The sequence below is a fragment of the Frateuria sp. genome, assembly GCF_013362045.1.
In the GTDB taxonomy this organism is placed as follows: Bacteria; Pseudomonadota; Gammaproteobacteria; order Xanthomonadales; family Rhodanobacteraceae; genus Frateuria_A.
On sequence record NZ_JABFWW010000202.1, the window covers coordinates 1 to 24,885 of the forward strand.

The 24,885-nt window shown below is 69.4% G+C and carries 14 protein-coding genes and 1 pseudogene; 8 read left to right on the forward strand and 7 right to left on the reverse strand.

All coding sequences use genetic code 11. The features are described from left to right. The 6 genes and pseudogenes from HOQ08_RS09400 to HOQ08_RS09425 form a co-directional block, all read right to left on the reverse strand. Window positions 1-286: pseudogene (locus HOQ08_RS09400) on the reverse strand (homoserine dehydrogenase); the annotation flags it as partial. A 339-nt stretch (window positions 287-625) separates the two neighbouring features. After that, complete coding sequence (locus tag HOQ08_RS09405) at window positions 626-2,605, reverse strand: bifunctional 2',3'-cyclic-nucleotide 2'-phosphodiesterase/3'-nucleotidase (RefSeq protein WP_291193616.1); 1,980 nt, start codon at window positions 2,603-2,605, stop codon at window positions 626-628. A gap of 86 nt (window positions 2,606-2,691) precedes the next feature. Then, window positions 2,692-3,849 carry an N-acetylglucosamine-6-phosphate deacetylase gene (nagA, locus tag HOQ08_RS09410; protein ID WP_291193618.1) on the reverse strand — a complete coding sequence of 386 codons (1,158 nt, stop codon included), beginning with the start codon at window positions 3,847-3,849 and terminating at the stop codon, window positions 2,692-2,694. After that, window positions 3,846-4,880 carry an SIS domain-containing protein gene (locus tag HOQ08_RS09415; protein ID WP_291193620.1) on the reverse strand — a complete coding sequence of 345 codons (1,035 nt, stop codon included), beginning with the start codon at window positions 4,878-4,880 and terminating at the stop codon, window positions 3,846-3,848. The genes nagA and HOQ08_RS09415 overlap by 4 nt, the downstream gene beginning before the upstream one ends. A 276-nt stretch (window positions 4,881-5,156) precedes the next feature. Then, window positions 5,157-6,188 carry a LacI family DNA-binding transcriptional regulator gene (locus tag HOQ08_RS09420; protein ID WP_291193622.1) on the reverse strand — a complete coding sequence of 344 codons (1,032 nt, stop codon included), beginning with the start codon at window positions 6,186-6,188 and terminating at the stop codon, window positions 5,157-5,159. Window positions 6,189-6,253: 65 nt separating this feature from the next. Continuing rightward, entirely contained in the window at window positions 6,254-7,558 is a 1,305-nt protein-coding gene (locus HOQ08_RS09425) for a sugar MFS transporter (protein WP_291193624.1), read from the reverse strand. 405 nt (window positions 7,559-7,963) lie between these two features. Here HOQ08_RS09425 and HOQ08_RS09430 point away from each other — a divergent pair, with 405 nt between their 5' ends. The 5 genes from HOQ08_RS09430 to HOQ08_RS09450 all read left to right on the forward strand — a co-directional run bounded on the left by HOQ08_RS09430 (window position 7,964) and on the right by HOQ08_RS09450 (window position 16,509). Next, complete coding sequence (locus HOQ08_RS09430; RefSeq protein ID WP_291193626.1) at window positions 7,964-8,995, forward strand: glucokinase; 1,032 nt, start codon at window positions 7,964-7,966, stop codon at window positions 8,993-8,995. Window positions 8,996-9,092: 97 nt separating this feature from the next. After that, on the forward strand, window positions 9,093-11,795 hold the full coding sequence (locus tag HOQ08_RS09435) for a TonB-dependent receptor (protein ID WP_291193628.1): 2,703 nt from the start codon (window positions 9,093-9,095) through the stop codon (window positions 11,793-11,795). Window positions 11,796-11,925: 130 nt separating this feature from the next. After that, window positions 11,926-14,244, forward strand: coding sequence for a family 20 glycosylhydrolase (locus tag HOQ08_RS09440; RefSeq protein ID WP_291193630.1), 2,319 nt, complete (start codon window positions 11,926-11,928; stop codon window positions 14,242-14,244). Beyond that, entirely contained in the window at window positions 14,244-15,392 is a 1,149-nt protein-coding gene (locus HOQ08_RS09445) for a heparan-alpha-glucosaminide N-acetyltransferase domain-containing protein (protein WP_291193632.1), read from the forward strand. Before HOQ08_RS09440 ends, HOQ08_RS09445 begins: the two co-directional genes overlap by 1 nt. An 85-nt stretch (window positions 15,393-15,477) precedes the next feature. Continuing rightward, window positions 15,478-16,509: a glycerophosphodiester phosphodiesterase gene (locus tag HOQ08_RS09450; RefSeq protein WP_291193634.1), complete on the forward strand. Its 1,032-nt coding sequence runs from the start codon at window positions 15,478-15,480 to the stop codon at window positions 16,507-16,509. Between the two features lie 61 nt (window positions 16,510-16,570). Here the strand turns inward: HOQ08_RS09450 and HOQ08_RS09455 are convergent, their stop codons facing one another. After that, the gene (locus HOQ08_RS09455; protein ID WP_291193636.1) at window positions 16,571-19,459 is read right to left on the reverse strand and encodes a TonB-dependent receptor; all 2,889 of its coding nucleotides are present in this window, start codon (window positions 19,457-19,459) and stop codon (window positions 16,571-16,573) included. 296 nt (window positions 19,460-19,755) lie between these two features. Here HOQ08_RS09455 and HOQ08_RS09460 point away from each other — a divergent pair, with 296 nt between their 5' ends. The 3 genes from HOQ08_RS09460 (at window position 19,756) to HOQ08_RS09470 (ending at window position 24,739) form a co-directional block, all read left to right on the forward strand. Next, window positions 19,756-21,009, forward strand: coding sequence for a sterol desaturase family protein (locus tag HOQ08_RS09460; protein ID WP_291193638.1), 1,254 nt, complete (start codon window positions 19,756-19,758; stop codon window positions 21,007-21,009). A gap of 228 nt (window positions 21,010-21,237) precedes the next feature. Beyond that, on the forward strand, window positions 21,238-22,677 hold the full coding sequence (locus tag HOQ08_RS09465) for an amino acid permease (RefSeq protein WP_291193640.1): 1,440 nt from the start codon (window positions 21,238-21,240) through the stop codon (window positions 22,675-22,677). A gap of 157 nt (window positions 22,678-22,834) precedes the next feature. Continuing rightward, window positions 22,835-24,739: a M61 family peptidase gene (locus tag HOQ08_RS09470; RefSeq protein ID WP_291193641.1), complete on the forward strand. Its 1,905-nt coding sequence runs from the start codon at window positions 22,835-22,837 to the stop codon at window positions 24,737-24,739. The last annotated feature ends 146 nt before the right edge of the window (window positions 24,740-24,885 follow it).

Here is a 24,885-nt window from a genome sequence, read left to right on the forward strand (position 1 = left end):
AGGCGTCCAGTTCGGCGGGCCGCCAGACCTGCGCGCCGCTGCGGCGGTTGAGCTGCGGGTCGTCGCAATCGAGCCACATGCGGTTGCGGGTGACCACGCCGCGCAGCTGCAGCGTCAGGCCCACGCGCGCGGCAAGCCGGTCGCGCGCCATGCACAGCTGGTCCAGCAGCGCGCTGCCGACCCGTCCGGGGCCGATGACGCCCAGCGCCAGCGGGCGCGCGGCAGGCCGCACGGCAACGTGCGGCGGTGATATTGACGGTTCGATCGGTGACGCGAGGATGTCCATGGTAAGCCTCCTGGTGGAAGCCCCTGGGCTCGTGCGACGGATTCGGTAGGTGCTTGCATCCCGGCCCGCCTCATCGAGGGCGGGGCCGTTGCGTGATGGAACCTAAGCGCGCACGGACACCCACCCGGAACGGGTAGTGGTCGTGGTGGTCGTGGTGGCGATGGACTGCGCGATGGCGCGGGCGCGCGCCGCCCCGTCCGGCAGGGCCGGAGCGAAAGGCAGGCGGGCGTGGATGGAGAACGGCGACATGCCTCGACCATAACGGCCGGGCGCGGCCGGCGTCAATCAAGCGGGTGTGAAGCGCCGCCGGGGCAGCGCTGCTGCCCCGGCTGGGCCGGCTCAGTGGGCCAGGTCGATCGCGTAGGTGGCCGTGCCGTCGCCGTGGTCGCGCAACTGCCGGATGCCCTTCGCGCCATCGGCCGCGGCGATCGCCTGCTTGCCGCTGGCGGCGGTGAAGGTGACCGGACCGCGCGTCGTCAGCGGGGCGAAGCGCCACGACGCGGCCGGCAGCGCGGCACGCTCGAGCCGGCCGGCGCGCTTGAGCCAGGCCGCGACGATTTCGCGCACGCCATCCTGCGCGGCCAGCACGGTGTTGCTGCCATCCAGGCCCGGGAAGTTGCCGCCGCCGCTGGCGCGATAGTTGTTGGTGGCGACGATGAAGGCCTGCCCGGGCGCGACCGGCTTGCCGCGGTAGCTGAGCGCAACGATGCGCTGGCCGACCGGTCTGCTCACGTCGATCGCGTAGGCGAGTTCGCCCTGGATCTGGTCGAAGTTGAAGCCGGGCACCCGCGTGTCGATCAGCGCCTGCTCGCCGGCCCGGGCCGGGTCGATGCGGTTGAAGCGCTCGGCCGACTTCTCCAGCCAGGCCTTGAGGCCGGCGCCGTCGATCTTCACCGCGGCCAGCGTGTTCGGATAGAAGTACAGGTCCGCCGCGCTGCGCAGGGTCAGCGGGCCGGGCGGCACGTCGGTGTAGTCGCCGGGGCCGCCGAAGCCGGTGCGGAACGCGGCCGCGGCCGCGAGCACCGGCACGCCGGCGAGCTCCGGATGCAGCTTGGGCAGTTCGCGCTCGACGTAGTCGCGCTGCGCGGCGTTCACCACGGCAAGCGCGCTCATGTCGCCCTCGTCGGCGAAATAGCTGGTCAGGCGCACGGTGCTGTCGCCGATCGGCGTGTCGACGTAGGCCACCGCGGCAGCATGGACCGTGGCCACCAGCGGGGCGATTGCCGGGTCGGCCGGCACGCATTCGTTCTTCTTCGGGCAGATGGAGCGCACTTCGCTGCGGGTGTCGGCACGGTCGATCGTCCAGCGCCCGTGGGTGCGCTCGAGCGCGAGCCTGATCACGCCCAGGTCCTTGCCCTCGAAGCCGCCCATCACCGCCGGCTTGCCGCGCACGAAGCCGCGCACGGCGTCGACGTCCGGCATGCCGGCGTAGTGCGGGCCGGGGAACTCGGTGTGCGAATGGCCCAGCAGCAGCACGTCGATGCCCGGCACGCCGGCCAGGTACCAGCCGCCGTTCTCCATCTGCGACGTGTAGGAATGGGCGTCGAGCCCGCCGTGCAGGATCGCCACCACCAGGTCCGGGTGCTGCGCCTGGATCTGCGGCAGGTAGCGCTGCGCCGCCTCGACCACGCCGCTGACGGTGACCTTGCCGGCCAGGTTGCGCCGGTCCCATTGCAGGATCGGCGGCGGCGTGAAGCCGATGATCGCCACCTTGAGCGGCAACTGCAGGCGACTGCCGTCGCGGGTATAGGCTTCGATGGTCTTGGTCACCATCGTCCACGGCTTGAAGATCGGCTCGCCTTGCGTGTCGAACACGTTCGCCAGCACCAGCGGATAGTGCGGGCCGGCACAGCGCGGCGTGCGCTTGCCGTCGATGTCCATCGGCGTGCCGGTAGCCTGCGAGAGGAACGGCAGGCCGTAGTTGAACTCGTGGTTGCCGGCGGTGCCGCCGTCGTAGCCGATCGCGTCCATCGCCCGGTAGATCGCCAGCTCCTGGTCGCAACCGAGCGGCGCGACCAGCGCCTGGTAGTCGGCCAGCACGGTGCCCTGGATGGTGTCGCCGCTGTCGAACAGGAACGTGTTGGCAAACTCCGCGCGTGCCCGGCGGATCAGCGTGGCGGTGCGCTCGTAGCCGACGGTGGGATCGGCCTTGGCCTTGAAGTAATCCCAGCTCAGGACGTTGGCGTGGACGTCGGTGGTCTCCAGGATCGCCACATCCGCACGGCTGCCCTCGGGCGCCGCGATGGGCCGGGTGACGCCCGCGGCGCAGCCGGCGAGCAGGGCGGCGGCAAGCAGCGGCAACAGCGGGCGAAGCGGCATCGGGTGCGTCCGGCGGGTGGGCAGGGCGGCCAACCTAGCAGAAAGGCGTGGCAAAGAAGCGGCGTTGCGTCGTCCCGCCGTGCACCCTAGGCGGCATGGCGCATGCCGCCGATCCAGGTCTCGCGTACGTGCAAGGTGTCGTCCAGCACGGCGAAGTCGGCGCGCTGGCCTGCAGCGATGCGGCCGTGGGTCTGCTCCAGGCCCAGCCATTCGGCGGGATACGCGCTGGCCATGCGCGCGGCCTCGGGCAGCGTGAGGCCGAGCAGGTTGACGCTGTTGCGCACGGCGCCGGCCATGTCCAGCGCGCTGCCGGCGAGCACGCCGTCGTCGCTCATGCAGATGCCGTCGCGGGCGGTGATGGTGTGGCCGTTGAGCACGTAGTCCGGCCGCGTGCCGCCCACCGGCGGCATCGCGTCGGTGACCAGCACGCACTTGCCCGGCGGCTTGGCGCTGAGCGCGATGCGCAGGCTCGCCGGGTGCACGTGGTGGCCGTCGACGATCAGCCCGCACCAGCTGCCGGGGTCGTCCAGCGCGGCGCCGACCACCCCCGGCTCGCGGCTGGTGAGCGGGGTCATCGCGTTATAGAGATGGGTGAAGCCGCACACGCCGGCATCGAGCGCGGCGCGGGTGGTGGCGTAGTCGGCGGCGGTGTGGCCGGCGACCACGCGCACGCCGGCGGCGACCAGGCGGGCGATGAAGGAAGCCTCCACCCGCTCCGGCGCGAGCGTGAGCATCACCACGCCGCGGCGCTGCGCGGTGAGCGCGAGCAGGTCGTCGGCATCGGGCGTGCGGAACAGCGAGGCATCGTGGATGCCCTTGCGCGCGGGGGAAAGGAATGGGCCCTCGATGTGGATGCCCAGGATGCCCGGCACGCCCTGCGCGATCGCCGCGTCGACCGCATCGAGCGCGGCGCGCATCTTCGCGGCGGTATCGGTGATCAGCGTGGGCAGCAGGCCGGTGGTGCCGTAGCGGCGGTGCGCGGCGGCGATGCCGCGCAGCGTGTCGACGGTGGGCGCGTCGTTGAACAGCAGCCCGCCGCCGCCGTTGACCTGCACGTCGATGAAGCCCGGCAGCAGCAGCGCGCCGGCCAGGTCGTGAGGTTGCGCATCGCGCAGGCGCGCATCGTCGCGGGTGGCGAGCGCGGCGACGTGGCCTTCGCGCACGAGCACGGCCAGGTCGTCGCGCAGGCCGTCCTCGGTCAGCACGCGGCCGTTGAGCAGGGCGATCGGTGGCGTAGGACTCATAGCGTCTCGGTGACCTTGCGCAGGTGCGGCGGCACGTCCGGATCGTAGCCGCGCGCCAGTGAAAGCGCGCTGGCGGCACGGTAGAAGCTCTGCACCGCGAGCAAGGGTGCGGTGATCGCGGGCACGCCGGCCGGCAGCGGCAGTGCGTCCGGCCCACTCGCGCCCGGCGCGGCGACCCACACCCGCGCATGGCGGGCGCGGAATTCGGCGGCGAGCCCGAGGGTGTTCTCCAGCGTGCCGTCGTCCTGTGCGAACACCAGCACGGGGAAACCCGCGCCGACCAGCGCCATCGGTCCGTGCCTGACCTCGGCCGCGCTGAAGGCCTCGGCATGCAGACCGCAGGTTTCCTTGAACTTGAGCGCCGCTTCCAGCGCCGCGCCGAAGCCGTAGCCACGGCCGACCACGAACAGGTTGTGCACGTGGCGCAGGCCGTCGCCGAGCGCGGACCAGTCCGCACCCCAACCCTCGCGCAGGTCGCCGGGCAGGCGATCGAGTGCGGCGTGCAGCGCTTCCTCGCCGCTCCAGTAGGCGGTCAGCTGCAGCACCGCGGACAGCGTGGCGAGGTAGCTCTTGGTCGCCGCCACGCTGCGCTCGGGACCGGCGCGCAGCGGCACCACGGTGTCGGCCATGCGGGCGAGCGGGGAGTCCTCCACGTTGACCAGCGCCAGCACCTGCGCGCCCGCGGCGCGCGCAGCCTCGGCGCTGCGCAGCAGGTCCGGGCTCTTGCCCGACTGCGAGACGGCGACGAACAGCGCGTCCTCAAGGTTGAGCGGTGCGTCGTAGATCGAGCTGACCGACGGCGAGGCCGAGGCGGTGACCACGCCCAGGCGCGTCTCGAACACGTACTTGGCGTAGGCGGCGGCGTGGTCGGAACTGCCGCGCGCGCAGGTGACGATGCAGCGCGGCGGCCGCGCGCGCAGCTTCCCGCCGAGCTCGGCCAGCAGGCCTGCGTTGGCATCCAGCTGGTGGGCGATCACGTCGGCGGCGGCGTGCGCCTCCTGGTACATCAGGGTGTCATCGGCTGATTTCATGGCGAGTCCGGGGAAGCGGAGAAGTCGGAACCTGCGCTCCCTTTCCCGTCGGGAGAGGGCGCCGGCAAGCGGGTGAGTGTGCGGGCGGAGCAGGGCGCATGGCGATGCCGACCCTTCTCCCGGTGGGAGAGGGGCTCACGTGCGCGAGGTTGCGGCAGCCCTTCGACTTCGCTTCGCTACGCTCAGGGCCAACGGTCTTTTCTCCACCGTTCGCCCTGAGCGTAGGCCCGCAGGGCCGAAGTCGAAGGGCGGGGAGCGTGTCCGGGGTGGTTCGCCTCAGCCCTTCTTCGGCGGCGCCGTCGACCCGCGCACCACCAGCTCCGGCACGAAGCCCTCGTTGGCGGTGTCCGGTGCCGATCCGTCCTGCTGCAGCTCGGCCATCAGCCGCAGCGCCGCATGCCGGCCGATCTCGGCGGTGGACTGGCGCGCTGTGGTCAGCGCCGGCCAGGCCTGCTTGGAGAACGGGTTGTCCTCGAAGCCGGCGATCGACAGGTCCCACGGCACGTCCAGCCCGGCCGAGCGCGCGGCGGCCAGCACGCCGGCGGCGATCTCGTCGTTGCTGCCGAAGATCGCGGTGGGCGGCTCCTTCAGCGCCAGCAGCTTGCGCGCGCCGCGGAAGCCGTCGTCGAAGGCGTAGCGGCCGGGCAGGATCAGCTTCTTGTTGAGCGGCAGCCCGTAGTCCTTCAGCGCGTCGGCATAGCCCTGGTAGCGCTCGGGGCTGGAGCGGTGGTGCGGCTCGCCCCACAGGAAGCCGATGCGCGTGTGGCCGAGCTGGATCAGATGCTCGGTGATCGCGTAGGCCGCATCGCGGTCGTCCACCCAAACGCAGGGCGAGCCGTCGGCCGGGTCGGTGCGCGCGGCCAGGATGCGCACGAAGCAGATGTCGTGCGCCTTCAGCGTGGCGATCAGCTGCGGCTGCTCGGACATCGGCGGCGCCAGCACCAGTCCGGCCAGGCGCGAGCGGCGCACCAGCGCACACAGTTCCTCGGCCAGCTGGGGCGAGGTGGAATCGCAGGGATGGATCTGCAGGCCGAAGCCGCGCTCCCGGCAGGCCGACAGCACGCCGTTCTGCATGCTGATGACGTAGTGCGCGTTGGGATTGTCGTAGACCAGCCCGATCGCGTACGAGTGCGCGCTGCGCAGGCTGCGCGCGGAGAGGTTGGGGCGGTAGCCCAGCGCCTCGATCGCGCGCTCGACCTTCTCGCGCGTGTCCTCGCGCACCGAGGATTCGCGGTTGATCACCCGCGATACGGTCTTCAGCGACACGCCGGCGCGCTTGGCGACATCCTTGATGGTGGCGTGCAGCAAAGACGGCTTCTCCGCGGATTCGGCGCGCCATCCTAGCCCAGCGCCACGCCGGCGTGGCGGCGCCTTCACTTCGCGCGCGCGCCATCGCCGTCACGCAGGCCCACGCGGTAGCCGCGCAGGCCGTAGAAGAGGATGTACAGGTAGCACGGCACCATCAGCACCGCGAACACCAGCTGGAAGTCGACGTGCGCCTTCAGGTGCGCGAACAGCTGCGGGATGATCGCGCCGCCGGCGATACCCATGATCATCCAGGCGGAGGCCGCCTCGGTGTGCCGGCCCAGGCCATGGATCGCCAGCGGGAAGATGGCCGGCCACATCATCGCGTTGGCGAAGCCCAGCGCCGCCACGAACCCCACCGAGACGTAGCCGGTCGTGGCGTAGGCGCCCAGGCTGAACACGACGCCCAGCACCGCCGACACCGCGAGGTAGCGTTGCTGGCTGATGAAGCGCGGAATCAGCACCAGTCCCGCCAGGTAGCCGAGCAGCATCGCCCCCAGGGTGAAGGCGGTGAAGAACTTGGTCTGGTCCAGCGGCAGGTGGAAGCTGGCGCCGTAGGTGCCGATGGCGTCGCCGGCCATCACCTCCACACCCACGTACAGGAACAGGCACAGCACGCCCAGCCACAGGTGCGGGAAGCTGAAAAGGCCGCCGCGCGCGTGGCCCACCGAGGTTTCGCTGTTGGCGCCGGAGGGCTTGATCTCCGGCAGCGACGAGATCGCGATCCAGGCCGCCAGCGCCACCAGCACGGCGGCCATGATCAGGTAGGGCACGTGCACCTTGCCGGCGAACGCGTTGAGCAGCGCCTCGCGCGCCGCATTGGTCGGCGCCGACTTGATCTGCGCATCGATGCCGTCGATGCCGCGCAGCACGACCGCGCTGATGGCGATCGGCGCCAGGATGCCCGCCACCTTGTTGCAGATGCCCATGAAGGCGATGCGCTGCGCCGCGCTCTCGATCGGGCCGAGGATGCTGACGTAGGGGTTCGCTGCCGTCTGCAGCATCGACAGGCCCGCGCCGATCACCAGCAGCCCGGACAGCGCGCCGGCATACATGCGCATCGGTGCGAACTGGCTGAACAGCGCGGCGCCGATGGCCATCACGAACAGGCCCACCGCGATGCCTCGCTTCATGCCGGTGCGGCGAAGGATCGCCGAGCAGGGCAGGGAGAACACCAGGTAGGAAATGTAGAACGCGAACGGCACCAGGAAAGCCATCACATCGTCGAGATTGAAGGCCAGCTTGACGAAGGTGATCAGCGGCCCGTTCAGCCAGGTCACGAATCCCATGATGAAGAACAGCACGCCGATGACCAGCATCGGCCCGAGCGTGGAAGCCTTCGGCTGGTCGGCCGCGAGCGTGGTGGACGACATGGACGGCTCTCCTCGGATGCAGGCGCGTGCGATGCGAGCGCCGCCGGCGCGGCCGCTCCCCGGCCGGCTTTATGGGGCTTGCGGGCCAACGTTGTCAATTTATGTCCTGACGGCATCGCCTCGTTGGCCGCTTCCCGCCACCCAACTGATGGCCTATGTGGCGTTTCGTTGATGCATCGCGTCACGCCGGGGCGGGGCCTGAAGAAGTCCGACAAGCCGCAGCCGAATGCGATTCCTTGTGGTTTTCGCCCGGCCCCGGCTGGATTTCCGCCCATCCGGTGCTGCGCTGCGTGAAACGACTTTGCCGAATTGTCGGCAAGATCCGTTGACAACGTTGTCATCGTCTGTCCAGACTCCGCCCCGCCGACGTCCTGGGACGCCGGACTGGGGGAAGGGAGGAATCGCGTGGCCGAGGTCGCCAACCCAAGGAGTGCGCCGCAGCGCCTGCCGCAGGAATCGCTGCTGCTGGCCGCCGATGTCGGCGGCACGCATGCGCGCGTGGGCCTGGTCAGCCGGCGGCCGGATGGCGCAAGCCCGGTGACCGTGCTGCGCTACCAGCGCTACGCCTGCGCCGAGTGGCCCAGCCTTACCGCGGTGCTGCAGCACTTCGTCACCTACCTCGACGCACCCGCTGCCATCGGGGAATGTGTGGTGGCCTGTGCCGGCTACGTGCTGGAAGACGCCATCGTCAACGACAACCTGGCCTGGCCGGTGTCGATCGGCGAGATCCGCGACAGCCTGGCGCTCGATCGCCTGGCGGTGATCAACGACTTCGAGGCGGTCGCCTGGGCAACCCAGTTCCTCGCCGATGCCGACACGCTGCCGGTGATCGAGGCCGCCGCGCCGCGCCAGCACGGCCCGGTGCTGGTGATGGGGCCGGGCACCGGCCTGGGCTCGGCGGTGCTGCTGCAGGGACAGCCGCATGCGAGCGTGCTCGCCACCGAGGCTGGGCAGATCGCGCTGGCGCCCGGCAATGAACGCGAGATCGAGATCCTGCGGCTGTTCGCGCGCGAGCGCTCACACGTGTCCTTCGAATACGCGCTGTCCGGGCCCGGCCTGCGCAACCTCTATCGCGCAGTCAGCGCGCTGCAGGGCAGGGATGCCGTGCTGGCCGAGCCCAACGCGATCACCTACGCCGCGCTGACGCGCAGCGATGCCGCCGCGATCGAGGCACTGGAGGTCTTCTGCGGCCTGCTCGGCAGCTTCACCGGCGACCTGGCGCTGCTCTACGGCGCGCGCGCCGTGTTCCTCGCCGGCGGCATCCTGCCGCAGATCCGCCAGCTGCTGCTGGTCAGCTCCTTCCGCGAGCGCTTCTTCAACAAGGGCGTGATGCGCCCGTTCCTGCAACAGGTACCCGTACGACTGATGGAGCACGGCCAGCACGGCGTGATCGGCGCGGCCGGCATGGCGATCGCCGGTTATGCCGGCGCTGGATGAGTTAGCTGTCAACGACTATCGAACCGGGCGCAAGCCCAGACAACCAGCAGCGCCCCGACCATCGCCCGGCGCTGGACTTCTTGAGGGGAGGACGACCATGTCACACCGCAAAACGCTGTTAGCCGCGAGCATTCTCGCCAGCCTGTGTCTCGCCGGTGCCTTGCATGCGCAGGACGCGGCACAGAACGCAACCACCAGCAGCACCCGGGCCGACAAGGCCAAGGCCAAGGAGCTCGCCACGGTGACCGTCACCGGCATCCGCGAGTCGACGCAGAAGTCGCTCGACATCAAGCGCGAGGCCAATTCCGTGGTGGACGTGGTCACCGCCGAGGACGTCGGCAAGCTGCCGGCGCACAACGTGGCCGATACCCTGCAGCGCCTGCCGGGCGTGAACATCAGTTCCTCCAGCGCCGATGAGGGCGGCTTCGACGAGGCCGACCGCGTCAGCCTGCGCGGCACCAGCCCGAGCCTGACCCAGACCCTGATCAACGGCCACGGCGTGGGCTCGGCCGACTGGTTCGTGTTGAGCCAGGGCAACAACGTCGGCCGCAGCGTGAGCTACACCCTGCTGCCTTCCGAGCTGGTCAGCCGGGTCGAGGTGCACAAGTCCTCCGAGGCGCGCTTCCAGGACGGCGGCACCACCGGCAACGTCGACATCATCACGCGCAAGCCGCTGGACTTCGACAAGCAGTACTCGGGCAACCTCAGCGTCGGCGCCGTCTATGCCGATGAACCGCAGAAGACCGATCCGCAGTTCTCCGGCCTCTTCAACTACAAGAACACCGACGGCACGTTCGGCGTGCTGGTGCAGGCGTTCAAGCAGAAGCGCCACCTGCGCCGCGAGGCCCAGGAGATCCCCGGCGGCTTCGCGGTGATCGACCCGACCTCGCCGCTGGCGCAGAGCCACCCCGACCTGGCCGGCGTGTCCGTGCCCGGCCTGCTGGGCGCCACGCTGTTCGAGCAGGAGCGCGACCGCAAGGGCGGCCTGGTCGAGGTGCAGTTCCGCCCGAGCAAGGACCTGACGCTGGGCGTGAGCGGCTTCTATTCGAAGATGGACGCCAACAACTACAACCGCAACTTCATGTTGTGGGGCGGCAATTTCGGCACCAGCCAGGCGCCCCAGCCCGGCTACACGGTGCAGAACGGCGTGCTTACCAACGCCACCTACGCCGGCGTGCCGGGCACGAACTACATCGTGTACGACATGATCTACCGCAAGGCCTCGTCCAAGACGCAGTACTACACCCTGGACGCGGACTGGAACATCTCCGACAACGTGTCGGCCACGTTCCAGGCCGGCACCACCAAGGGCGTGGGCGAGACGCCGCGCCAGTTCATCGCCGAGGTGACGGCCGCCAACGGCGGCGGCGCCAGCTGGACCACGCACGGCAACAGCTCGCCGGTGGACTGGAGCGTGGGCGGCGACATCAGCCCGGCCGGCGTCACCAGCTTCGGCACCTGGGGCAACCAGGAAGTGCGCGCGCTGGACAAGGAGAACTGGTTCACCGGCGACTTCACCCAGTACTTCAACGCCGGCGCGCTGCAGTCCTTCAACTATGGCGTGCGCTACGCCAAGCACGACCGCAAGGCGCAGTCGCCCGAAGGCGCCACGCCGGGCGACATCTGGTCGACGCTGAAGAACGGCGCCACCGCCAACTACCCGAGCGGCTTCGCCGAAGGCATCGGCGGCAACTTCCCGCGCAACCTGTGGTACTTCACCCCGGGCGCGCTGGAGAGCGCCGTGCTCGCCAACTCCACCTGGCTGGCCAACAACGACGGCCCCACCGGCCGCCACAACTACGGCGCCGAATGGAGCGTGGACGAGAAGAACTTCGCCGCCTACTTCCAGGCCAACTTCGAGGGCGACAACTGGAGCGGCAACGCGGGCCTGCGCTACGTCAACATCAAGCAGGGCATCGACACCTACGCCGCGGTCACCGATCCGGCCACCGCCGACGTGGCCAGCCTGTTCGGCCAGTGGGACCGCCGCCACTACGACAACAAGTACAGCCGCGTGCTGCCCAGCGCCAACCTGAAGTTCAACATGGCCGAGAACCTGGTGTTCCGCTTCGCGGCCTCGCAGACGCAGACCCTGCCGGACTACTCCGCGCTGGGTGCATCGTCCTATGGCTCGGACCTCAACAAGACCGGCGGCGGCGGCAATCCCAAGCTCAAGCCGGTGCTCTCGACCAACCTCGACGCCGGCCTGGAGTGGTACTTCATGCCGCGTGGCCTGCTCTCGGCCACCGCGTACTCGATGAACATGAAGGACTACGTGGCCTACGGCACGCAGACGCAGATGCTCTTCAGCGAGCTGACCCACAAGCTCGAGGCGTACAAGGTGTCCATGCCGATCAACGCCGACGCCAAGGTCACCGGCGTGGAGCTGGCGTACGACCAGCCGATCGGCAAGTACTTCGGCGTCAGCGCCAACTACACCTACGCCGACGGCAGCTCGGACTACACCTGGGCCGACGGCAGCAACCACCTGCTGGGCACCTCGAAGAACACCTACAACGTGGGTGCCTACTTCGAGAACGACATGTTCGGCGCGCGGGTGAGCTACACCCACCGCTCGGCGTTCCTGATCGGCCTGTCCGGCGCCAACCCGTACTACCAGGATGCGTTCGGCACGCTGTCGGCGTCGTTGAGCTACAAGGCCACCGACTGGCTGAGCTTCAGCCTGGATGCGCTCAACCTCAACAACCCGACCATCAAGTACTACCAGAGCTCGGTGATCCCGACCTCGTTCTACGAGAACGGCCGTCAGTACTACCTGAATGCGCACCTGAGCTTCTGATCCATCGCGCGACAGGCAGGCCACGGAAGGCCTGCACTCCCCGTTCGGGCCCGGTCGGTACGTTGCGGGCCCTTTTTTTTTTGCCGGCCGCGGCGGTGGCATGCTGGGCCATCCCGCCCAGGAGATGCCGATGACCCGCCGTTCGATCCTGTCCCGTCCTGCGTGCCTGCTGCTCGCGCTCGCCCTGCTGCCGATACGCGCGGCGCTGGCCGGGGCCACGCCGCCGGCGCTGATTCCGATGCCGGCGCGGCTCGAGCTGCAGCAAGGCGCCTTCAACGTGGACGCGCACACGCCCATCGTGCTCGCCGACCACGAGCCCGCGACCAGGCAGACGGCCGACTATCTGATCGACTTGCTGGCACGCACGCGGGGACTGCACCTGAAGATCGGCCAGGACGGCCAGGCCACGCCCGCCATCGTGCTGCAACGCGATCCCCGGGCCCCGGTGAGCGAAGCCGAAGGCTATGCGCTCAGCGTCACCCCGCAGGGCATCCGCATCCAGGCGCGCGACGACGCCGGCCTGTTCCACGGCGCGGTCACGCTGTACCAGTTGCTCACCCCTGACGCCGGGCAGCGCGCGGTGCAGGTGCCGGCGCTGTCCATCCGCGACTGGCCGCGCTTCGGCTGGCGCGGGTTGATGCTCGATTCGGCGCGCCACTTCCAGAGCGTGGCGGAGGTCGAGCGGCTGATCGACCAGATGGCCCAGCACAAGCTGGACGTGCTGCACTGGCACCTTACCGACGACCAGGGCTGGCGCATCCAGATCAAGCGCTATCCCGAGCTGACGAAAATCGGCGCCTGGCGTACGCCGCCCGGCGCCGGCCATGACGGCGAGCCGGCGCGCTACGGCGGCTTCTACACCCAGGCGCAGATCCGCCAGGTGGTCGCCTACGCCGCCGCGCGCCACGTCACCATCGTGCCGGAGCTGGACATGCCCGGCCACGCACAGGCCGCGGTGGCAGCCTATCCGCAGCTCGGCGTCACCGGGCAGCGGCCGCCGGTGTCCGCCGACGCCGGCGTGCATCCCTGGCTGTACAACGTGGACGAGGACACCTTCACCTTCATCGGCCACGTGCTCGACGAGGTGATGGCGCTGTTCCCCTCGCCCTACATCCACGTCGGCGGCGACGAGGCGGTCAAGGACCAGTGGAAGGCCTCGCCGGCGGTGCAGGCGAAGATGCGCGAGCTCGGCATCACCAGCGAGGACGCCCTGCAGGGCTGGTTCATCGGCCGCATCGGCCGGTACCTGCAGCAACACGGCCGCAAGCTGATCGGCTGGGACGAGATCCTCGAGGGCGACAACCTGCCGGCCGATGCCACGGTGATGTCCTGGCGCGGCACCGACGGCGCCGTCAAGGCAGCACTGCTGGGCCACGACGTGGTGATGTCGCCCTCGCCGGGCCTGTACTTCGACCATGTGCAGAGCGACCTGGCCGACGAGTACGCCGGCCGCCTCGGGGTCGAGTCGCTGCAGAGCGTGTACGCCTTCCAGCCCGTGCCCAGCGTGCTGGGTGCGGCGCAGGCGCGGCACGTGCTGGGCGTGCAGGCCAATGCGTGGACCGAGCACATGCCCACCATGGCGCACGTGGAGCACCAGGTGTTCCCACGGCTGGACGCGCTCGCCGAAGTGGCCTGGTCGCCGGCCAGCAGCAACAACTGGCCGGGTTTCCTCGCCCGCCTGCCCGCGCAAATGGCGCGCTACCGCATGCAGCACATCGAGGCGGCCGACGGCGCCTTCGCGGTGGACATCGGCACCGACCGCAACGTGGCGCGGCTCACCGGCAAGGCCACCGTCACGCTGTCCAACCAGGCCGGCTACGGCGCCATCCACTACACGCTGGACGGCAGCACGCCCACGCCGGCCTCGCCGCGCTACGACACGCCGTTCAACGTGACGCTGCCGGCCACCGTGCGCGCCGCGAGTTTCGCTGCCGACGGCAGCGCGCTGGCCGCGCCGCGCGAGCGCGTGCTCGACCGCGCCAGCCTGCTCAGCCTGGCAGGGACGGAGCTGGCGAACTGCCCCAGCGGCAACTTCCGCCTGCTCCTGCAGCCGATGCCCGACGCGGCCAGCACGCAGCCGGTGTACGCGGTCAACCTGTTCGATGCCTGCCAGCTGTATCCGGCCACGCTGATGGACGGCGTCGGCGCGATCCATGTCGACGCTGTGCGGCTGGAGCGCAATTTCCAGCTGGCGCACGAGGCGAACCGGGTGATCACGCGCCCGCACGCCACGCCGTTCGGCGAGCTGGTGGTGCATGCCGACCGCTGCGACGGCCCGGTGCTGGCCAGCATGCCGCTGCCCGATCCTGCCCGCAGCCCGCGCCGGTTCGCGCTGGACGCGACGCTGCCCGCGCAGGCGGGAGAGCACGCCTTGTGCCTCATCTACACCGCGCCCACCGATGGCCCGCTGTACGCGCTGGGCCGCGTGTCGCTGCAAGCGAAGCCCTGATGGCGACGTCGCCACCGCCGGCGCGCGCTGGGGCAGGTTTTCGTTCCCCCGCACCCGCAACCACGCCGGCGGCCATCGGCCTCGCGCCCGGCCGCCTCGCCTCGCTGGACGCCCTGCGCGGCCTCACCGTGGCCGGCATGCTGCTGGTCAACGATCCGGGCAGCTGGGATCACGTGTACTGGCCGCTGGACCACGCCGCCTGGAACGGCTGCACGCCGACCGACCTGGTGTTTCCGTTCTTCCTGTTCGTGATGGGCGTGTCGGTGGCGCTGGCGGTCCTGCCGCGGCGGGAACAGGGCGCCGCGCCCGGTGCCTTGCGCAACGCCGCGCTGTGGCGGGCGCTGCGCATCGTGGCGCTGGGCGTGGCGATCAACGCGCTGGCGGCGTGGTGGCTGCCCGGGCGCGACATGCGCTGGCCGGGAGTGCTGCAGCGCATCGGCGTGTGCTTCGCGGTGGTGGCGGCGTTGGCCATCTACACGCCGCGGCGCGCGTGGTGGATCGCCATCGCCGCGCTGCTGGCCCTCTACGCCGCGCTGTTGCTGTCGGGCGGCACGCTGGCCAAGTGGGACAACCTCGCCGACCGCGTGGACGGCGCGGTGTTCGGTCGCTACGTCTGGGACCGCGACGCCCTCACCGGCCGCGTGCACGACCCGGAGGGCCTGCTAAGCACGCTGCCCGCGATCGCCAGCAGCCTGCTCGGCCTGTGCGCGGGCGTGTGGCTGCGCGCGCGGCGGCTTAAGCTGCTGCTGTCCGCCGGCATGGCGGCGGTGCTGCTGGGTGCGCTGTGGTCGTGGTGGATCCCGCTCAACAAGAACCTGTGGACGCCCTCGTTCGTGCTGTGGACCGGCGGCTGGGCGGCGCTCGCGCTGTTGGCCTGCCACTGGCTGATCGACGTGCGCGGCTTCCCGGCGCTGGGGCGGCGGTTCGGCGTCAACGCCATCGCCGCCTATGCCGGGTCGCAATTCATGCAGGTGGCATTGCCCGCGCTGGGCTGGCAGCAGCCGGTCTACGAGCAAGGCTTCGCCCGCTGGATCGCGCCCTGGGGCGGCGAGGAGCTGGCTTCACTGGCCTTCGCCATTGTTTTCGTGACGTTCTGGTGGGCCATCGTGTGGTGGATGGACCGGCGGCGCCTCTACCTCAAGCTGTAAGTGATCGCGTAGCGTGGGCTTCAGCCCACCGCCCTGGTGCATCGAAGCCGTTGGGCTGAAGCCCACCCTACGGATGCCCGCCGCCATGAGTGAACGCCCTCTCGTCGCGTGTCCCCAGGTGATCGCCCACCGCGGTGCCAGCGCGTACCTGCCCGAGCACACGCTGGCCGCCTATGCGCGGGCGATCGCCGATGGCGCCGATCTGATCGAGCCGGACCTGGTGATGACCCGCGACGGCGTGCTGGTCGCGCGCCACGAGAACGAGATCGGCGCCACCACCGACGTGGCATCGCACCCGCGCTTCGCCGCGCGGCGCACGCTCAAGCACGTCGATGGCGTGCCGGTCGAAGGCTGGTTCACCGAGGACTTCACCCTCGCCGAGCTCAAGACCTTGCGCACCCGCGAGCGCCTGCCGGCCTTGCGCGGCACCGCGCACGACGGCAACTACCCGATCGCCACACTGGAGGAAATTGTCGCGCTGCTGGCGGCAGAGAACGCGCGCCTGGGCCGCGCGGTGGGGCTGATCCCGGAAATCAAGCACGGCACCTGGTACCGGCAGCAGGGCCTGCCGATGGAGCAGCGCCTGCTCGATACGCTCAAGGCGCACGCCTGCACGCGCGAGGTGCCGGTGGTGATCCAGTCCTTCGAGACCGCCAACCTGCGCCAGCTGCGCGCCGCGCTCGAGAGCCTGCCCAACGTGCGCCTGCTGCAGTTGATCGACGCGCCGGACGTACAGCCGTGGGACGTGCAGGCCAGCGGCGGCACGCTGCGCTACGCCGACCTGCTCACTCCCGATGGCCTGCGCGAGGTGGCCGGCTACGCCGATGCCATCGGTCCGAACGCGCGCGCGATCCTGCCGCTGGACGCCAGCGGCCGCCTCGGCCCGCCCACCCCGCTGGTGCGCGACGCCCACGCGGCCGGGCTGGAAGTGCACGCCTGGACCTTCCGCCCGGAGAACGCCTTCCTGCCGCGCAGCCTGTGGCGAGGCGACGACCCGGCGACGCGCCACGAACAGGGTTCGCTGGCCGAGATCCGGGCGCATCTCGCTGCCGGCATCGATGCGTTCTTCACCGACGATCCGCGGCTGGGGCGGCAGGCCGTGGACGCCTGGCGCTGAAGCACAAAAAAAGCCGGGGCCCTTGCGGGCCCCGGCCGATTGCCTTGCGGCGAGGTGCTGCTTAGAACTTCTGGTTGTAGCCGACGTAGAAGTAACGCGTCAGGTCCAGAGCCGGATCGTACGAGCTGGCGTCGCTGTTGGAGACGCTGTAGGTCACCGGCGGGCGACGGTTGAACACGTTGTTCACGCCCACCGAGATGGACGCGTTCCACGGGGCATTCCAACGCACCTGCGCATCGTTGAACACGATGGCGCCCTTGCGGTTGGCACCGATGACGCCCCAGGTCGGGCTGGTGTAGTTCGGCTGGTTGCACTCGATGCCGGCGCTGGCGTCCCAGCAGGCGTCGCGGAACGCACCCTGGTAGCGCAGGCCCCAGGTCGCGCCGAAGTCGCCCAGCGACCAGTCCAGGCTCAGGTTGCCCTTCACGCGCGGGTACGACCAGGTGCCCGCGTAGGTGTCGTACGGCGCACCCGACGCGCTCTGTTGGTTGTACGACTCGAGGTAGGTCGTATCCAGCGTGATGGCGAACTTGCCGAACGAGAACTCCGGCAGGCGGTAGTGGGCGACGAAGTCGTAGCCCTTGGTCTCGATCGCACCCAGGTTCGCGTTGCCGCGATTGAGGCTGTTGACCTGGCCGTTGGCGCCGCGGGTGAAGTTGCCGCACCAGCTGGCCACGTTCTGCACCAGGCACTGGTCCATCACGAACTGGGCGCTGATGCTGGTGATGACGTTGCTGACCTTGATGCTGTACCAGTCGAGGCTGGCATCGAAGCCTTCCAGGTAGGCGGGGCTGTAGACCAGGCCCAGCGTGCGGGTGGTGGCGCCTTCCGGCTGCAGGTTGATGTTGCCCACGCCCGCATTGAACGGCACCGTACCCTGGGTGCCGCCGGCGTTCTTGATCGGCTGGCCGGCGGTGTCGAGCTGGCGGAAGTTCGCCGGCACGCCTGCGGCCTGGCAGCGGGCTGCCACGGCGGCGTTGGTCGCCGCCACGCCGTAGCGGGTATCGCACGGATCGGTGTAGCTGTCGAAGCTCTGCGAGCCGCCGCCGGCGATGTCGCCGATGGTCGGGGCGCGGAAGCCCTCGGCGTAGGTGCCGCGGACCAGCAGGTCGTCGAGCGGCTTCCACTTGAAGCTGTACTTGTTGTTGGTGGTGCCGCCGAAGTTGCTGTAGTGCGAGTAGCGGCTGGCGACGTCGAACGACAGCTCCTTCGCGCCCGGCAGGTCACGCAGCACCGGCACGTTGAACTCGACGTAGGCTTCGTTCGTCTGGTAGTGGCCTTCGGTCGAGGCGGCCGCCAGGTCGGTCGAGTAGCCGGACTGCTCGAACTGGCCCGGACGGTCGTAGCCCGACTCGTCGCGGTGCTCGACGCCCGCCGCGAAGCTGAACTCGCCCGCGTCCATCGGCATGTTGAACAGGCCGCCGGTGATGTTCGCCGAGAACGACTTGGAAGTGTTGTTGTAGGTCGCCTGGCCCATCGAGTTGACGTAGGCCAGCGCCTGCGCGGTCGAGGCGCTCGGGCCGCCGAGGATGTTGAACGGGGTGCACTGGCCGCCCGACAGGCTGGTGCCCAGCGGGATCGGGTTGGCGGCGGTGCCGCACTGCACGACGCCCTGGGCATTCAGGAACGACGGGCCGAGGGCGTTCTTCAGCGCCACCAGGTTCAGGTTGCCGGTGCTGGTGACCACGCCGTCGAGCTTGTTGTAGTTGGTGCCGACGTCCCAGTTCCACTCGTGCTCGCCGACGTTGAAGTAGCCTTCGAGGCTCGCGTCGAAGTGGAAGGTCTTGGCGTTGTTGCGGCTGACGCGCGGCAGCTCGATCGTGCGGCGCGCGAAGCTCAGGTCCTGGCCCGGCAGCGGGTTGTAGTAGCTGCCGCCGTCGATGAACACCGGGTAGTTCGGCTGCGACCGGGAGTTCAGCGGGTAACCGGCGATCTGCGCCACGGAGTTGCGCTCCGAGTACATGCCGGTGGCCTTCAGGGTCAGGTTGTCGGTGAAGTTGTAGCGGCCCTGGGTGAACACCGACTTCAGCTCGGTCGGGACGCGCAGCATCATCTGCTGGGTCGGGTTGAAGCGGTCGTTCTGCGTCACGCCGACGTGGTAGTTCGCCGGATTGCGCGAGTCCTCGCTCACGCCCACGCCGTCGTAGCTGCCGGTATGGTTGATCACGACCTGCTTGCCGGTCACCGGATCGGTGTAGCGGCCCCACGGGCCGGTGCCGCTGAGGCCGTCGGTGGGATGGGCCAGGCCGAAGCTGTAGTTGGTCCAGTCGCGGTCGTGCGCCCAGACGGTCTGCTGCTTGTTGTAGTTGGCATTGAACACGATCGAGGACTTCTCGCTCGTGTTGCCCAGGGTGAACGAGTAGTTCTGCGTGCTGCCGTCGCCGCCCTGGTTCTGGCCCATGTAGGCGTTGGCTTCGGCGCCGTTGTAGCGGTCCTTCAGGATGAAGTTGACCACGCCGGAAATGGCGTCGGAGCCGTACACCGAGGAGGCGCCGTCCTTCAGCACCTCGACGCGCTGGATCAGCGCGGAGGGGATGTTGGAGACGTCGGTCAGGCCGTCGATGCCGGTGGCCCAGCGCTTGCCGTTGACCAGCACCAGCACGCGCTGTTCGCCCAGGTGGCGGATGTTGACGTACTGGCCGCCCTGCTCGAAGTTCGAGGCGAGCACGCTGGCCTTGCCGTAGGTGGTGGCGCTGGCGGCGACGAGGTGGTTGAGGATGTCGCCGGCGGTGGTCAGGCCGGTCTTCTGGATGTCCTGCTGCGTCATCGTGAACACCGGCTGGGCGGTCTCTACGTCGACGCTGCGGATGCGCGAGCCGGTCACCGTGATGGTTTCCAGCTTCTTGGCGTTGTCGGGGGTCGGTGCGGGAGCATCCTGTGCGGAAACTGCCCAAACCTGCAGCACGAGCGCGGCTGCGATGGCGGAGGCCAGTAAGGTCTTCTGCTTCATTGTTATGAAAACTCCGAACAAGCGATAGCCGTCAGCCAGCGCCTTCGAGGGCTGGTCATCGGGACATTGGAGACGGCACGCCGGACCCGGGGAAGGTTGCGTGCCACGGCATCGTCGAGCTTGGGGGAAAGACGATGTGAGGCCGACGTTAAGCGAAAGTGACGCCGTTGTGCAAGTCAACGCATGGCAGGGTCCGCCGATCGCACGCGACGCTTCCCCGCGAAGGCGGCCAGAACAGCGTGCAGTACCATCGGCACCCGGCGCGACGACCGCGCGGGCCGGCCGCTGGAGCCTCCGTGCAGGAACTCATCATCACCTTCGCCACGCCGGTGTTCTTCGCGCTGATCGGCGTGGAATGGCTGGTGGCGCGCCGGCGCGGGCGGCCGGCCTATCGCGCCAACGACGCGATCAGCAGCATCGGGCTGGGCGTGATCTCGCAGGTCGCGGGCGTGTTCGGCAAGGTGCTGTCGATCGGCATCTATGCGTGGTTCGGCGCACACCTGGCGCCGGTCACCCTGCCGGTCGACCAGGTCGCCGTCTGGGTGTTCGCGCTGCTTGCCTATGATTTCCTCTACTACTGGCTGCACCGTGCCGGGCACGAGGTGAACATCCTCTGGGCCGCGCACGTGGTGCATCACCAGAGCGAGCACTACAACCTCTCCACCGCGCTGCGCCAGACCGGCAGCGGCATGCTGCTGGGCTGGCTGTTCTACCTGCCGATGGCGCTGGCCGGCGTTCCCACCGAGGTGTTCGTGGTGGTGGCGCTGATCGACCTGCTCTACCAGTTCTGGGTGCACACCGAGCAGATCGGGCGGCTGGGCTGGTTCGACCGCGTGTTCTGCTCGCCCTCCAACCACCGCGCGCACCACGCGGTGAACGCGCGCTACCTGGACCGCAACTACGGCGGCATCCTGATCGTGTGGGACCGCCTGTTCGGCACCTTCGTGGAAGAGGACGACACCGACCCGCCGGTGTACGGCACCCGTGCGCCGCTGCGCAGCTGGAACCCTTTGTGGGCGAACGCCGAGGTCTACTGGGCGGCGGCCCGGGACATGTGGCATGCGCGGCGCTGGCGCGACAAGGCGCGGGTGTGGCTCAAGCCGCCGGGCTGGCGGCCGGCCGACGTGGCGGCGCGTTTTCCCAGGCCGGCCTTCGACATCCATCGCGAGCGCTTCGATCCGCCGATGCCGCGCGCGCTCACGCTCTACTGCCTGGTCCAGTTCGCGCTGATGCTTGGCATGGCCACGCAGTTCCTCGCGCTCAGCGCGACCGCGGGCCTGCCGACGCTGCTGGGCTACGCCGCCTACCTGGTCGCCAGCCTCACCGCGCTGGGCGCATTGATGGAAGGCCGCCGCGGCGTGCGCAGGATCGAAGCCGCACGCGTGCTGGCCACCGCGGTTCTGCCCTGGGCCAGCGGACGCTGGTTCGGCATCGCGCACCTGGACGGCCGCCTCGCCCTTGCGCTGCTGCTGGTCTTCGGCCTCAGCGCGCTGGCGCTGCCATGGCTCGATCGCCCGTCCGCCCAGGCACTTCCCGTCACCCCGCACTGAGCGCGCCACCATGCTCCCTCTCCCCGGCGCAGCCGGGGGTTGGGGAGAGGGGGAGGCCTTCGCTGCCAGGCCCGGGTCCGCAAAAGAGGGGAGCGGCCAGCGCATCCCAGCAGCCCATTCAAGGCCCATCCCTCGCCACTTATCCGCCCTGCCACGCGAAATCCCCGGCAGTGCCGTGCCCTCGCAAGCACACGCTATGATCCCCGCTCGCTCTCAAGGGGATACGCGATGGATTTTCTTTCCAGGCTGGTGCGCCACAAGTCCATCGAGCAGTTGCAGGGCGAGGTGGGCAGGCGCAGCGATTTCCGCCGCGTGCTGGGTCTGTGGCAACTCACCGCCATCGGCATCGGCGGCATCATCGGCGTGGGCGTGTTCGTGCTGGCCGGGCAGCAGGCGGCGATCAACGCCGGCCCCGCGGTCATCCTCTCCTTCCTGATCGCCGGCATCGCCAGCGCGGCGGCCGCGCTGTGCTATGCCGAGTTCGCCGGCATGATCCCGGTCACCGGCAGCGCCTATACCTACGGCTACGCCGTGCTGGGCGAGCTGGCGGCGTGGCTGATCGGCTGGGACCTGCTGCTGGAATACGCGCTGATCGTGGCGGTGGTGGCCATCGGCTGGTCCGGCTACGTGCAGTCGGCGCTCACCGGCTTGGGCCTGCACGTACCGGTGTGGGCGCAGGGCGCCATCGGCACGGGCGAAGGACACGTGTTCAACGTGATCGCCTCGCTGGTGACCCTGGGCGTGGCGGCGCTGCTGGTGCTGCGCACCGAATGGGGCGCGCGCTTCAACACCCTGGTGGTGGCGATCAAGGTGGCGGCGGTGGTGCTGGTGATCGGCATCGGCGCGTTCTACGTGAACCCGGCCAACTGGGCGCCGTTCATCCCCGCGCGGGTGGTCGGCGCCGATGGCGTGGGGCACTTCGGATTCCAGGGCGTGGCGGCGGCGGCGGCGGTGGTGTTCTTCGCGGTGTTCGGCTACGACACGCTGACCACCGCGGCGGAGGAATCGAAGAACCCGCAGCGCGACCTGCCGCGCGCGGTGCTGCTGTCGCTGGGCATCTCGATGGCGATGTACCTGGCCGTGTCGCTGGTGCTCACCGGCATCGCGCACTACACCACGCTCAACACCGCCGCGCCCGTGGCCGACGCGTTCACCGGGTTGGGCCTGCGGTGGGTAGCGCTGACGGTGTCGGTGGCGGCGGTGTTCGGCCTGATCAGCGTGCTGTTCGCCTTCATGCTCGGCGCCACGCGCATCTGGTTCGCGCTGTCGCGCGACGGTCTGCTGCCGGGCTGGTTCGCCAAGGTGCATCCACGCTATGGCACGCCGCATCGTCCGACCATCGTGCTCGGCGTGTTCACCGCGCTGGTGGCCGGCCTGCTGCCGATCGAGGAAGTCGCCAAGCTGGTGAACATCGGCGTGCTCTCGGCCTTCATCGTGATCTGCACCTCGGTGCTGATCCTGCGCAGGCGCAAGCCGGAGCTGCACCGCGCCTTCCGCACGCCATGGGTGCCGCTGGTGCCGCTGGTCGGCGTAGCGTTCTCGATCTGGCTGCTGGCGGAACTGCCGGCGATCACCTGGAAGGTGTTCCTGATCTGGGTGAGCCTGGGGCTGGTGATCTACCTGGGCTACGGCATGCGCCACAGCCGCCTGGAGCGCGACCGCGTCTGAGGCGCTTTTCGCAAAACGCCGGCGCATGGTTGCCGGCGTGACCTCTGGCAGGGGGAGGCGTATGACCTTCGCCCTACCATCGGATGACAGCCTGGTCGCCCGCTCGTGACGGCCCGGCAGGTATCGGCGCGCAGGCGCCGCTGTTGTCCGCCAGGGGATGCTCGTGAAAGAGGTTCGTTCGAAGCTGCTGGTGGCTGCGCTGGGCGCGGCCTGCTCGCTGGGTGCCCATGCGCAGAAGGCGGCGCCGGTCGATCAACCGTATCCGGGCATGCTCGCGCTGAAGGTCGATCTCACCGACGCGCCGAAGAAGATCTTCCGCGTGCACGAGACCATCCCGGCCAAGCCGGGCGCGTTCACGCTGTACTACCCGCAGTGGATCCCGGGCGAGCACGCGCCCACCGGGCCGATCGACAACCTCGCCGGCCTGATCGTCACGGCCAACGGCAAGCGCGTGCCGTGGCGGCGCGACCTGCGCGACATGTACACGCTGCACCTGGACGTGCCCGATGGCGCCAGAGCGCTGGAGCTCGAGTTCCAGTTCCTCTCGCCGGGCGAGGGCGGCCTGTTCGGCGCCAGCGCGTCGTCCACGCCCAACCTGGTGGACGTGGAGTTCAACCAGGTCGCGTTCTACCCGGCCGGCTACTACACGCGGCAGATCCGGATCCAGCCGACCGTGACGCTGCCCAAGGGCTGGCAATTCGCCACCGCGATGCAGGTGCAGTCGCGCGATGGCGCCACGACCACCTTCAAGCCGCTCGGTTTCAACAATTTCGTCGACTCGCCGTTGATCGCCGGCGAGCACTTCAATCGCGTGGACCTCGCTCCCAAGGGCAAGGTGCCCGTGTACCTCAACGTGGTGGCCGACGAGGCGGACCAAGTCAAGCTCACCGATAAGCAGCTCAGGCAGCACCGCGAGCTGATCGAGCAGACCGACAGGCTGTTCGGCGCGCATCACTACGACCACTACGACTTCCTGCTCACGCTGTCGGACCACACCGGCCACTTCGGCCTGGAGCACCACCAGTCCAGCGACGACCGCCTGCCGGCGGACATGCTGACGGACGAGAAGTCCTACGCGCTGATGGCCAGCCTGATGCCGCACGAATACGTGCATTCCTGGTGCGGCAAGTTCCGCCGCCCGGCCAAGCTGTGGGCGCCCGACTTCAACACGGTCGAGGAAGACGACCTCTTGTGGGTCTACGAGGGCCTGACCGATTACTGGTCCGGCGTGCTCACCGCGCGTTCGGGCATGTGGAGCGCCGAGCAGTACCGCGACTCCATGGCCAACATCGCCGCCGCGATGTCCGCGCGCACCGGCCGCAGCTGGCGTTCGCTGCAGGACACTGCCGACGCCGCGCCGCTGACCTACTTCGGCGGCGGCGGCTGGGGCAACTGGCGCCGCGGCACCGACTTCTATCCCGAAGGCCAGCTTTTGTGGCTGGACGTGGACACGCAGATCCGCGAGCTGTCCGGCGGCAAGCGTTCGCTGGACGATTTCGCCCGCGCCTTCTTCGGCATGGACGACGGCAGCTACGTCACCAGGACCTATACCTTCGAGGACGTGGTCGGCGCGCTCGACCAGGTGCAGCCCTACGACTGGAAGAGCTTCCTGCGCACGCGTCTGGACTACACCGGCGACGAATTGCCCGAGCACGGCATCGAGCGCGGCGGCTGGAAGCTCACCTACACCGACAGGCCCAATGCCGAAGAGGAGGCCGCCGAGTCGCTGCGCCACCACGTCAGCCTGGCCTACTCGCTGGGCCTGTCCGCCGCCAAGAGCGGCAACATCTACGACGTGCAGTGGGACGGCCCGGCATTCAAGGCCGGCCTGGTGCCGGGCCTGACCATCGTCGCGGTCGACGGCAAGGACTACTCGCCCGAGGCGCTGAAGGACGCCGTCGCCGCAGCTGCGCACAGCGCCGCGCCGGTCGAGCTGCTGGTCAAGAACGTGGACATCTACAGCACCGTGAAGATCGACTACCACGGCGGCCTGAAATACCCGCACCTGGTGCGTGCGGACGGCAAGGACCTAATGACCGCGATTACCGCGCCGCGCAAGTAACCCATCCAACCCTCACCGTTCGTCCTGAGCGTAGGCCTGCAGGGCCGAAGTCGAAGGACCGGCGCGCGGCGGATGTCCTTCGACTTCGCTGCGCTACGCTCAGGACGAACGGGTGAGCTTGAGCACCACCACCGGAGAGCCCCTTC

Bases quoted from the DNA above. Each gene is read 5' to 3' on its own strand.
- HOQ08_RS09405 (WP_291193616.1), bottom strand. From the start codon at position 2,605: ATGCCGCTTCGCCCGCTGTTGCCGCTGCTTGCCGCCGCCCTGCTCGCC.
- nagA (WP_291193618.1), bottom strand. From the start codon at position 3,849: ATGAGTCCTACGCCACCGATCGCCCTGCTCAACGGCCGCGTGCTGACC.
- HOQ08_RS09415 (WP_291193620.1), bottom strand. From the start codon at position 4,880: ATGAAATCAGCCGATGACACCCTGATGTACCAGGAGGCGCACGCCGCC.
- HOQ08_RS09425 (WP_291193624.1), bottom strand. From the start codon at position 7,558: ATGTCGTCCACCACGCTCGCGGCCGACCAGCCGAAGGCTTCCACGCTC.
- HOQ08_RS09435 (WP_291193628.1), top strand. From the start codon at position 9,093: ATGTCACACCGCAAAACGCTGTTAGCCGCGAGCATTCTCGCCAGCCTG.
- HOQ08_RS09440 (WP_291193630.1), top strand. From the start codon at position 11,926: ATGACCCGCCGTTCGATCCTGTCCCGTCCTGCGTGCCTGCTGCTCGCG.
- HOQ08_RS09445 (WP_291193632.1), top strand. From the start codon at position 14,244: ATGGCGACGTCGCCACCGCCGGCGCGCGCTGGGGCAGGTTTTCGTTCC.
- HOQ08_RS09450 (WP_291193634.1), top strand. From the start codon at position 15,478: ATGAGTGAACGCCCTCTCGTCGCGTGTCCCCAGGTGATCGCCCACCGC.
- HOQ08_RS09455 (WP_291193636.1), bottom strand. From the start codon at position 19,459: ATGAAGCAGAAGACCTTACTGGCCTCCGCCATCGCAGCCGCGCTCGTG.
- HOQ08_RS09465 (WP_291193640.1), top strand. From the start codon at position 21,238: ATGGATTTTCTTTCCAGGCTGGTGCGCCACAAGTCCATCGAGCAGTTG.
- HOQ08_RS09470 (WP_291193641.1), top strand. From the start codon at position 22,835: ATGCTCGTGAAAGAGGTTCGTTCGAAGCTGCTGGTGGCTGCGCTGGGC.